This is a genomic window from Terrilactibacillus tamarindi, assembly GCF_009718825.1.
Lineage (GTDB): Bacteria > Bacillota > Bacilli > Bacillales > Sporolactobacillaceae > Terrilactibacillus > Terrilactibacillus tamarindi.
The window spans coordinates 1-11,006 of record NZ_WNHB01000036.1 but is presented as its reverse complement, the minus strand read 5'-3'; the positions used below and the strand labels follow the sequence as shown (position 1 = coordinate 11,006).

The 11,006-nt window shown below is 35.2% G+C and carries 12 protein-coding genes; 1 reads left to right on the top strand and 11 read right to left on the bottom strand.

The window, feature by feature from the left end; all coding sequences use genetic code 11:
* Positions 1-8: 8 nt before the first annotated feature.
* From GMB86_RS14985 to yneA, 5 genes are all read right to left on the bottom strand, one after another.
* Positions 9-224, bottom strand: coding sequence for a YneF family protein (locus tag GMB86_RS14985; RefSeq protein ID WP_141189364.1), 216 nt, complete (start codon positions 222-224; stop codon positions 9-11).
* A 192-nt stretch (positions 225-416) separates the two neighbouring features.
* Positions 417-854: a sporulation inhibitor of replication protein SirA gene (sirA, locus tag GMB86_RS14980; RefSeq protein WP_155221305.1), complete on the bottom strand. Its 438-nt coding sequence runs from the start codon at positions 852-854 to the stop codon at positions 417-419.
* Between the two features lie 272 nt (positions 855-1,126).
* A complete protein-coding gene (gene tkt, locus GMB86_RS14975; RefSeq protein ID WP_155221303.1) occupies positions 1,127-3,139 on the bottom strand; it encodes a transketolase in 2,013 nt (670 codons plus the stop codon).
* A gap of 126 nt (positions 3,140-3,265) precedes the next feature.
* Positions 3,266-3,499, bottom strand: coding sequence for a DUF896 domain-containing protein (locus GMB86_RS14970; RefSeq protein WP_155221301.1), 234 nt, complete (start codon positions 3,497-3,499; stop codon positions 3,266-3,268).
* A gap of 61 nt (positions 3,500-3,560) precedes the next feature.
* Positions 3,561-3,857: a cell division suppressor protein YneA gene (yneA, locus tag GMB86_RS14965; protein ID WP_196220253.1), complete on the bottom strand. Its 297-nt coding sequence runs from the start codon at positions 3,855-3,857 to the stop codon at positions 3,561-3,563.
* A 168-nt stretch (positions 3,858-4,025) separates the two neighbouring features.
* Between yneA and lexA the strand changes: the two genes are divergently transcribed.
* Positions 4,026-4,649: a transcriptional repressor LexA gene (gene lexA / locus GMB86_RS14960; RefSeq protein ID WP_329602963.1), complete on the top strand. Its 624-nt coding sequence runs from the start codon at positions 4,026-4,028 to the stop codon at positions 4,647-4,649.
* A 350-nt stretch (positions 4,650-4,999) separates the two neighbouring features.
* Here the strand turns inward: lexA and splB are convergent, their stop codons facing one another.
* From splB to GMB86_RS14930, 6 genes are all read right to left on the bottom strand, one after another.
* The gene (gene splB / locus GMB86_RS14955; RefSeq protein WP_155221296.1) at positions 5,000-6,028 is read right to left on the bottom strand and encodes a spore photoproduct lyase; all 1,029 of its coding nucleotides are present in this window, start codon (positions 6,026-6,028) and stop codon (positions 5,000-5,002) included.
* A 42-nt stretch (positions 6,029-6,070) separates the two neighbouring features.
* Complete coding sequence (locus tag GMB86_RS14950; protein WP_155221294.1) at positions 6,071-6,313, bottom strand: transcriptional regulator SplA domain-containing protein; 243 nt, start codon at positions 6,311-6,313, stop codon at positions 6,071-6,073.
* A 462-nt stretch (positions 6,314-6,775) separates the two neighbouring features.
* Positions 6,776-7,033 carry a GlsB/YeaQ/YmgE family stress response membrane protein gene (locus GMB86_RS14945; protein ID WP_155221292.1) on the bottom strand — a complete coding sequence of 86 codons (258 nt, stop codon included), beginning with the start codon at positions 7,031-7,033 and terminating at the stop codon, positions 6,776-6,778.
* A 305-nt stretch (positions 7,034-7,338) separates the two neighbouring features.
* Entirely contained in the window at positions 7,339-9,504 is a 2,166-nt protein-coding gene (locus tag GMB86_RS14940; protein WP_155221290.1) for a DNA topoisomerase III, read from the bottom strand.
* A 29-nt stretch (positions 9,505-9,533) separates the two neighbouring features.
* On the bottom strand, positions 9,534-10,136 hold the full coding sequence (locus tag GMB86_RS14935) for a hypothetical protein (protein ID WP_155221288.1): 603 nt from the start codon (positions 10,134-10,136) through the stop codon (positions 9,534-9,536).
* 283 nt (positions 10,137-10,419) lie between these two features.
* Positions 10,420-10,713, bottom strand: coding sequence for a hypothetical protein (locus GMB86_RS14930; protein WP_230459144.1), 294 nt, complete (start codon positions 10,711-10,713; stop codon positions 10,420-10,422).
* Positions 10,714-11,006: the final 293 nt, after the last annotated feature.

Below are 11,006 nucleotides of genomic sequence, written 5' to 3'. Positions count from 1 at the left end.
CCAGTCGTTTATTTCATTTGATTATTAATAGCTTTCATCATTTGATTGATTTTCTTTTGCGATGGGTTCTGCCCCATTTGAGACATCATCACACGAAGCATTTTTTCATTAATGGGTGGGTTCTTTTTGAGATAATCCATCATATATTTACGGGCAAGGAAGAAGCCGAGAATGACGCCCAAGATAAGACCAACGACAATGCCCACTATTAAGTATAACCACATGAGTTAGTTGTCCTCCTTATGTTAATATCCATTCATTAGTTTACTATAAAGAAATAGAAAAGTACAACCTCTTCACCGAATGTTTATGATAAACAAGTTAAATTTCAATCCTTTTTACCCATGTTTTATCGGAGCACCATCTAACTTGAATTACAGGTCAAGAAAAAAAGACGCTTATGAAGCGCCTCTAACTTATTGAGTAATATAATAAGCATCCTTGATTGGATTTAACCACCCAAATTGATGACTGATATAGTCAATCGCAAAAAAATGTTTATCATATTGTCTCAGGATTTCTAAAAATGTCGCTTCGGCGTCATAGTGTCCTTTTGACAAAAGTTTGATTTCTTTATCCTTAATCATTATTTTTGCAGAGCTTGTACCTTTCGAACAATTTAACGTAAACATATTTGCGTGGGAAAGACAACGACAATGACGTTGAAGAGTTTTTGAAATCTCAGAATACGAAATGGGTCTTACAATATAATCCATTTGTTTTTGAATCAGCTGTTTCATTCTTGGTTGATGATCTAGCTTTGCTTCAAGAAAAAATTCATATAATTTACGTTCTTTCCCAAAATAATGCTTTGATATCTCTTCTTCAATTAAATAAATTATGTATTGTCTCAAAGATACCCACCCCCGATAACAACTAATTTATGACCATTATAATATAATTCATTTGCAATGAGTGTCTAAACGAGGGACAAGCCGACACTAGTTTTGTCGAATATCATCTATTTATATGCAAGCATAAAACAATTTATATTTGTCTATTTTTTAAAAAATAATTTAACGATCATTCAAGAGATGTTGGTTTAATATGTAAAATATAGCGGAAAGTATTGATTAAAAAGTATAAAAAAAGACCTATCCAAATCGGATAGATCATGACTTAATATTTATTTGTTAAATAGTTTTTTCATTTTTGAAGCAATATTTTCTGCTGTAAAGCCATATTCTTCTTGAACTTTATCACCATTTGCAGAAGCTCCAAATTTATCAATTGTGACTAGATCTCCTTCTAATCCAACATATTTGTGCCATCCAAGTGATGCTGCCATTTCCACACCAACACGTTTTGTTAAGTTTGGAGGAAGAATGGCATCTTTATATTCCTTCGATTGGCGATCAAATAAATCCCATGACGGTAAGCTAACCACTCTGACAAAGATGTTGTCTTTTTCAAGAATTTGTTGAGCTTCTACAGCTTTTGAAACCTCTGATCCTGTTGCAATCAAAATACCTTCTGCTTCTTTTTTAGCTTCAGAAACGATATAAGCCCCTTTAGCCACACCTTCAGTAGCTCCTTGTACCATTCCTTCAAGTGTTGGTAAGTTTTGACGAGTCAAAACAAGAGCAGTCGGATGATCTGTACTTTCTACAGCAAGTTTCCATGCTTCTCGAGTTTCGTTGCCGTCAGCAGGCCTGATAACACTTAAATTAGGAATCGCACGCAAACCAGCTAACTGTTCAATTGGTTCATGTGTAGGACCATCTTCACCAACAGCAATACTGTCATGTGTAAATACATAGACAAGCGGTAAGCCCATAAGCGCTGAAAGTCTAACAGCTGGTTTCAAATAGTCAGAGAAAACAAAGAAAGTAGATGAATATGGAAGAACACCACCATGGAGTGCCATACCATTAACAGCTGCTGCCATTCCGAATTCTCTTACACCAAACCAAATATTACGGCCTTCGTAATTCTTTGGACTATAGTTAATATCTTGTCCCATTAAGGTTTTAGTTGAAGAAGCAAGGTCTGCAGCACCACCAAATAGTTGCGGGATTTTACCAGCAAGGACATTAAGCACTTCATTTGATGTAATACGTGAGGCTTTACTATCCCCTACTTTATATTGAGGTAATTCAGATTCATATCCATCTGGTAATTTACCATCAATCGCATTTTGAAGTTCCTCACCGAGTTCAGGGAAAGCGCTTTTAAATGAATTGAATAGTTTGTTCCAATCTTCTTCTAATTCAGCGCCTTTTTGTTTGAATTTTTCAAAATGTTGTTTCACTTCTTCAGGAACAAAGAAAGGTTCATAATCCCAACCATAGTTCTTTTTGGCTGCTAAGGCTTCTTCTTCACCAAGTGGAGATCCATGAGAAGTATTTTTACCACTTTTAGTAGGAGCACCAAAACCAATGACTGTTTTTACTTCTATTAATGTCGGTTGATCTGTTTTAGCATTGGCTTTGTCTAATGCTTCTTTGATTGCTTGAATGTCATTTCCTTCTTCAACACGAATAACTTGCCAGCCATATGCTTCGAAACGTTTCATGACATCTTCTGAGAAGGACATATTTAAGTCTCCATCTAGAGAAATATCATTGGAATCATAGAGAACAACAAGTTTTCCTAGTTTAAGGTGACCAGCAAGAGATGCCGCTTCAGAAGCTACCCCCTCCATAAGGTCTCCATCACCACAAATAGCATATGTATGGTGATCAACCAAGTTAAAGCCTTCACGATTATATTTTGCACCTAAATGAGCTTCGGCCATCGCCATACCAACGGCCATAGCAATTCCTTGACCAAGAGGTCCAGTTGTTGCATCGACGCCAGCAGTATGTCCATATTCAGGGTGTCCAGGTGTTTTACTGCCCCATTGACGGAAATTCTTTAAGTCTTCAATCGTAAGACCATATCCAAATAAATGAAGTAAGCTATAAAGTAGCATTGAACCGTGGCCTGCTGATAAGACAAAACGATCACGGTTGAACCAGTTTGGGTTATTAGGGCTATGCTTCATAACTTTTGACCATAGCGTATATGCCATTGGTGCTGCACCAAGCGGCATTCCTGGGTGCCCAGAGTTAGCTTTTTCAATAGCATCAATTGACAACGTTCTTATGGTGTCAATCGATAGTTGTTCAATAGCGGGTTGCTTAATAGTTTGAGACAATGTAATTTCATCCTTTCATCTGAAAATAAGGAACACATACAGTTTAACACAAACTATATAAATTCTTCATCAAATTTATATGAAAATTGATTCTAAATATTTTTTTGTATCAAAAGTGACAATCTTCTAATTCTTTGATCGGCGTTCCTTACTTTGTTTTAATTTTAGTGGCGTCACATCTGTCCCTTCTTCATCTACTACTTTGATGGTATGTAGATGATCCCTAAAACCTTTACGGAACGCCTTTAGATATTCTTCCCTGAGAGATTGTTGCTCTTTCTTTTCCTCTTTAGTCAATCCTTCAAGTTTTGATTTTTTACTTAGTTCCGAAATTCGTTTTAATTTTTCTTTAGCAAGCATATAGTATTCTCCTTAAATTAAGTTGAAAATAGCTTATCGTAAAGGAGCTGGATGTGCAAGGCTACTGCTTCAATACCGGTATAATGATCTTTTGATTAGATTGCAATCGGTCGTTGTCAATACCATTCTCTCTCACAACCCAATTAATAAATTCATTCGTATTAAAACCATGAGTATCTTTTTTATATGTATTGGCAATTGACCATAACGTTTCTCCTCTATTAATGGTGATTGTTTTATATTGATCGGGACTATTAGCCAGAATGGTCCTTGCGGTAAAGAAAGAAATAAAAAGAATAAGAAAAAGAAATATAATAATGAAAGAAGTCCCTTTGACATTTTGAGTTGTTGAATGCATCATTAACCACCCCACGAATAAGAATGTTTGTTCGTTCATAGTTTAATACGAACAACCGTTTGTGTCAATAGACTCTAGAACAATTGTTTGTGTTTTTTTCGAACGAATGTTTGCGTTCGTTAATTCGACATGTTATAATAATAGTGGAAATTTGCTATTAAGGAGGAAATTATGAAACTATCACAGAGACAACAAGATATTATTGATTTTATAAAACACGAAGTTCAAACTAAAGGATATCCTCCATCAGTCAGAGAAATTGGTGACGCTGTAGGACTCGCTTCCAGTTCTACTGTTCACGGACACCTTTCTCGCTTAGAAAAAAAAGGTTTGATCCGAAGAGATCCAACAAAACCTCGAGCTATTGAAGTGCTTGATGATTCATCCGCTAGTATAACGCCGGAAGAAACTAATGTCGTTCACGTCCCCGTTGTTGGTAAAGTTACTGCTGGACTACCTATTACTGCGATCGAGAATATTGAGGAGTATTTCCCTGTGCCAAAGACAATGGTCAATGATAATGATGTTTTCGTCTTGAATGTTGTAGGGGATAGTATGATTGACGTGGGCATTCTAAATGGAGATAAAGTGATAGTTCGCCAACAAAGAAATGCCGATAATGGCGAAATTATTGTTGCCATGACGGAAGATGATGAAGCAACAGTTAAACGCTTTTATAAAGAAAATGGTCATATCAGGCTTCAACCGGAAAATCCAACGATGGAACCTATTATATTAAACGATTGTGTAATTCTTGGAAAGGTTATTGGCGTATTCCGGGATATCCATTAATGGGTTGGACATTTTTCCATTAATCATTTCCGATATTTCTTAATAGTACACGCATTTCTTTTTACCTTTTCTTTTCCTGACTACTTGCCTATCTATTTCGTTAAACTGATACATATTATTATATAAAAAGACTATAGGAAATAAGAGGTAAGAAAGATGGGTGTTTATCGTCCATTCATGTTGTTTGGGGTTTTAATTTTACCTTAAATCGTTGTTCTATTTATGGCAAGAATAAAGTTATATTTGAATGCCCTTAGATTAGGCGTGTGAAAACTTATTCATGCGCCTTTTGTATCCTCCTTAATCACGATGATGGTCGTCATGTTTATAAATAAGATCCACATGAATAATTAAGTAAAGTATTCAATTTTCGCTTCAGGGAAATAGTGATCTATATAGCCTTCTAATGCCTCACGAAGTTCCTGTTCTTCATCTTTTTGATATATATACTTACCAATCCCATATCTCCCCCATTTATATCGACGCTCATCTTCATTCATGATTAACTTTGTTTTTGGGTAGTTCTTTTCTATAACACGCTTTGCGGGTTTAGTATATCTATGTTGAATCAACTCAAATGTTATATCGTTCCTTGATTCAGCCGGTAGCTCCGAGTCTAGTTTTTTAAAGAGCTCTTTATAACCTTCTTTCCAACCGTCGTAAATATAAATAGGTGCGACAATAAATCCAAGTGGATATCCAGCGCTTGCAACTTTACGTGCAGCTTCAATTCGATAATCCAACGGTGAGGTACCTGGCTCAAAATACTTTATGACGTAATCGGCATTGACACTAAAACGAAAACGGGTCCTTCCATTGTGTCTGGCATCAAGTAAATGATCGATGTGATGGAATTTAGTAACGAATCGAAGTTGACCATGTTCTGTTTTTCCAAAATACTCAATAGCCTTTTTAAGGGAATGCGTTAGATGATCAATACCAACGATATCTGACGTACAAGCTGCCTCAAAACGTGTCACCTCTGGTAGCCTGTCGATCATATATTGATTTGCCCTTTCTAGTATTTCATCTACATTCACGTAAGTTCGAATATATGGTTTACTTCCCATCGTTGTTTGTAGATAGCAATAGTGACAATGACCCATACAACCGGTAGCTAATGGAAGGGCATATTCTGCAGAGGGTTTTGACGTGTCAAAATCTAATGTTTTTCGGACGCCAATAACTAAGGTTGATTTCGCATTTCTATAGGTTTGAAAATGGTTAGAACCAGGGATATTCCGAACTTGGTTATGTGATGTCGTTTTTCTAATCTCAAGTCCCATATTTGTAAATTTTCGATGAAGTTCCAAGCCTAATGGGTAGTCTAAAGCTCTTGGTTCAATATAAACCAACTGAGGTACAAAGGGTTTAATCAATGATAAGGCCTCACTTTCACTAAAATTAATTCCATAACGAAATCAGTCATACTGCTCGTAATCAAACATCCGATTATATTCGGTCTCTGCCTCGGTAAACGTCGAATAAATAGCGTCATCATCTTCTATGAGGTGATAATCCTCATGTAAAAAAAGGGCTATATCATCTTCATTTTCAGGATGTTGAACAATTTCAGCCTGTGTGATATTCGCTACATTTGCTGTATGAGGATTTCGATAGATAACATAGACATGATCCCCAACTTCAAATTTTTTTCTATCCAATTTCCAATGTCATTCCTTTCATGAGTTCGAATAACAATTCATTATTGTTCTTATCATGCCCAATAAGTTCGGAATATACTTTTGATTGTCTAATGCCTGGTGATCAACTAAAAAAAGCCTGTAGAATTCACAATCTACAAGCTTTAACGATATGACGTTCAATTTTTCAAAACAAAATAAGCCCTAAGGGAGTAGGGCTTATTATCATAGGGGTCATTACTTTACTTCGTTATTAATTTAACATACTAAATTGTTAAAGTCACTACCTAATTTATCATTTAGTTTAAAATTTTGTTATAAAAACCATTCCTCGATATTTATTTAAGAAAATTATTTATGAATGAGCCCTTTAATTTAACATTTTGCTAACCCGTATTGTGAGGCTAATAATGGAAAAAGCCAGAAGAAAAATAAGAACATTTTTCTTCTGGCTTTTCAAGTTAACATTAAATTAAATTCACTTTAAGCATTTCTGTGTTTAAATGATCTTAAAATTAGGCTTAGGATAAAGATCAACACGATGGCCCCAATTAATGCGGGGAAGATATAAAATCCACCTGTTTCCGGTCCCCATTGGCCGAGTATAAAGTTTCCTAACCAAGAACCAATAAATCCAGCGATTATATTACCAATAATACCTCCAGGGACATCTCGTCCAACAATCAAACTTCCTAACCAACCTAAAATTCCTCCTATAATTAATGACCAAATAAAGCCCATAATCTTTTTTCCTCCTTATGTTGTAAGTTATTATTCATATGCCCGATTTCAGTTGTTTCTAATCATTTTCTAGTGAATTTTTTAGAAATATATAAAGAGGGATTTTTTATAAAAGTGATTTTGTATCCAAAATCTAAAGACGTTTTTAAGGATTATGGCAACAGGACGTGACTAAATATCCAAAAAAACGATTAAAAAAAGCCTCATAATAGAGGCATAAAAAATAGAGCGAGAAATTTCATCAATTTATGATAATAGCATGACTTCTTAAAAAAATAACTTAACTAAGATAGTTTACATAATGTTTATATAAATTTAATTTTATTTTGGCTGTCTAACTTTAACCTTGCACTAAAAACATTGTCATTTTTCTTAAATCCTTTTATTTCATTCGTTTCTTCACCTTTTAATAATTTTTTAACGTTTGTTTGAGAGAGTGTTTTGCCGAGGATTTTTTTTGATATCGTAAAATGACATTGTGTATGGTGATAATTAGAGCACCCATAAAAAGTCCCCTTGTCAATTATATCCCCATCACATAGGACACATTTACCTACCTTTATACCGATTCTATTAGAAGAGCCTTTCTTCTTTCTAGTTTGCTTAAATTCATTCAGATTGTATTTATCAAATCTCCATGCTTTACTTTCTGTAATGGCGTCTTCTATTAGTTTACTAGATAACATCTTTACTTGCTCCATAAATCGTATCGGAGAGGCCTTTCCTTCACCTATTTCATGCAGGCGCTGTTCCCATTTTGCCGTCATCTCAGGAGATGAAAGAATGCTTTTTCCTACAGAATCAATCAGTATCTTTCCTTTATTCGTGGCAAAGACTTGGTTCTTCTTAATTTGTATATATTTTCGATCCTTTAAAACGCCAATAATCCCCGCTCGGGTCGCTTCCGTTCCAAGCCCTTCCGTTTTGTTTAACACTTTACTTAATTCTTGATCATCGACATGTTTGCCACAAGATTTCATTAAAGTAATTAGTTGACCTTCCGTATAACGCTTTGGTGGTTCTGTTTTACTAGATTTTATTTTGAGCGATTGAACAATACCATGCTCGCTTTTCTGAAGCGAAGGTAAATCTTGATCCTCTTTATCTGATTTTTTTCTTTCATTATTTGAATAGATCACACGTCGCCAACCTTCTTGTATTTGTTCCTTTCCTTTAGAAATAAACGTCGCCCTATTATCTACTAACGTATGAATTGTCGTATAATCAAAAATCGCTGGATGATCGTGCGCGGCAATTAGCCTTTGTGCAATGAGTGTGTAAATCTTTTGTTCCTCTCCTGACAGACGGCAGGGATCGACCACTTGCTCAGTTGGAATAATAGCATAATGGTCGGTGACTCTCTTTGGATTCACATATCGTTTGTTCTTTAATAAGGATGGAGTTGGAACTGGAAAATAATCTTTAAACGTGTTGAATGTACTAAGTTTTTTTAATATATCAGGAAAAAGTTGTGCTTCTTCACCCGTTACAAAACGAGAATCGGATCTTGGATAAGATATGAGTCCTTTGATATATAGTTTTTGTGCGATATCCAAGGTTTGCTGCGGTGAAAATTTATACATCTTGTTTGCCGTCGATTGTAAACTAGAAAGATCAAATAGGTAGGGGGGAAGAAATTCTTTGCGATTCTTTTCGATCGAGGTGATAATCGCTTCTTTTCCTTTACAAAAATCAGAAATTCTTATGGCCATCTCTTCTGTCTTAATTCGAGATTCGTTTTTATTGTGCCATTTCCCAGTATATACTTTGCCACTCATTTCAAACGTGGCTTCAACTTCCCAAAAAGGTTCGGATGAGAAGTTTTCGATTTCATACTCCCGCTTAACAATTAATGCCAGTGTTGGTGTTTGAACCCTTCCAGTTGAAAAAACATCTGATATGCCCTTCGTCTGAAGTAAAAGAGTATAAGCACGTGAAGCATTCATCCCAATAAGCCAATCTGCACAAGCTCGACTCATGGCTTCATCAAATAAAGGTTTGGTTTTATTTGCATCGAGTAAATTTTGGAATCCAGCTTTCACCGAATTTGGAGTCAAAGATGATATCCAAAGACGTTTCATAGGTTTATGCGATCCACAAAGGGTAAGAATGATTCGCACAATGGCTTCACCTTCCCGCCCAGCATCTCCTGCAATGATAATTTCATCAACATCTTGCCTATGAATAAGGGATTTAATTAGATTAAATTGTTTCCATTTAGATTTCGTTACACGATGTTTAAATTTAGTTGGTATGATCGGCAACGTATCCATCGACCATTTTTTCCATTTAGGGTCATAATCTTCTGGGGGAATTAGTTCACATAAATGCCCAACAGCCCATGTCATTATGGCGCCATCTTTAAAAATCGTGTTTGGTTCAATCTCTATATAACCCCTTTGTTTCTTTATTATAAAAGGTGATGCGAGCTTTAACCCTTGGTCGGGTTTCTCAGCGATAATCAGTTTCATGGCCAGACTCCCTTAATTTATCTTAAAATTTACTTTTTAATTGTGAATTGAAAAGTCTTCTTATTTACAGTCGAATCAATAGAAGCCACATAAGCGTTTAAATCGTGTTGTGCTCTGGATGCTTTATTCGCCGTATTCGTTCCATACTTGCCCAAATAGCTTTTGAATTTTTCGGTGATTTTTTGGTGACTCTTTTGATCAATGTTCTGGCTACTTTCCATAAACGTACAGCATAAATCATTCTCTTTGGGTGTATAATGAAGCCAACTTTTATCTGCATGATTTTCATTGGAAAAAGCAAAAACCTGCATATCTCGCTTATCATCTAAACCTCCGATGGTAATAAAAATAGGCGCTTTTTCATATGGAATTTTGCTAATTCTCGCATGATATGTATGAACAAGGTCAATTAAATCGTAACCATGATCTTGATAGACAAGCTCTTTCTTTATTTGATCAAAGAAACCTTTATCGCCTGTAAAAGCAAAAAATTGGCTTTGGCTAATCTTTATGAAATGAGGCGTATCTTCACTTAATATTGTTATTTCCCCATCTTTTTGATCTTGAGTATGTAAACCATCACTCAAAACGTTCAAATAATCTTTCGTTGCGACAACTGATACAAAACCCATGACGATTCCCCCTGTTGTTAGAGTTCTAATCATATTGTATCATATTGAATTTTGGATAAGGATAAAGAGGTATTGAGGAAGTTTTTACGAGAAGGTTATTGAAGTGGATTCACTAATTTCTTTCTTAAGGGCGATGTTAAACATATGAGTCTTCATTGTTTGATCATTTGAAGTCGCAACTAAGGTCAATATTAACACCGCTCTATACAAGAAATTGCGGTTGACGATATCTACCACCGATCAATGGAGATCAACGTATAAATGTAAGGATAAATATAAGAAGCTATGAAGTAACTTTATCATCATTAAAAATAATTTCATTCAAACTAATAAGAAATCCCATTATAATTCCTGATGCCAAGCTGTTTAAATCAACGGCATTTGATATCATGAGAAAACCTATGATAAGGATATAAAAAATAATATTTTGGACTCTCTTTTTATTTTTTATTCGTTTAGTTCGTTTTTGCAATGGACCAAAAAGATGTAATGAACTTCTATTTAATCCTTGAAAAAGCACTTTAAATAGGATCATGGAAACGAGCATGGTTATGAGTAAAATAAGATAATCGGTCATCCACATAATAATACCCTCACAGTCATCATTCAGCCTATCTCTCAATCTTTCTAATTATAGTTTCTAATACTATTAATAGTTCTACATGATGCCCATAGATTCCTGCCCGATTTCTACATCATATGACAATCACGCTATAACGAAGCTTCTTCGATTCACCATGATTCTTCATTGGACGGCCCTTACTTACTTAGGGAATACAATGACGAAAATTGGTTAATAATAAAACCATGGACGGAACTAATCATTAAATACTTCCACATGCCATTGATTATTCATCCGTTCCTAACTAT

Coding starts and splice junctions, on each gene's coding strand:
- GMB86_RS14985 (WP_141189364.1), bottom strand. CDS start 224: ATGTGGTTATACTTAATAGTGGGCATTGTCGTTGGTCTTATCTTGGGC.
- GMB86_RS14970 (WP_155221301.1), bottom strand. CDS start 3,499: ATGCTTGCTAAAGAAAAATTAAAACGAATTTCGGAACTAAGTAAAAAA.
- yneA (WP_196220253.1), bottom strand. CDS start 3,857: ATGCATTCAACAACTCAAAATGTCAAAGGGACTTCTTTCATTATTATA.
- GMB86_RS14945 (WP_155221292.1), bottom strand. CDS start 7,033: ATGGGCTTTATTTGGTCATTAATTATAGGAGGAATTTTAGGTTGGTTA.
- GMB86_RS14940 (WP_155221290.1), bottom strand. CDS start 9,504: ATGAAACTGATTATCGCTGAGAAACCCGACCAAGGGTTAAAGCTCGCA.
- GMB86_RS14935 (WP_155221288.1), bottom strand. CDS start 10,136: ATGGGTTTTGTATCAGTTGTCGCAACGAAAGATTATTTGAACGTTTTG.
- GMB86_RS14930 (WP_230459144.1), bottom strand. CDS start 10,713: ATGACCGATTATCTTATTTTACTCATAACCATGCTCGTTTCCATGATC.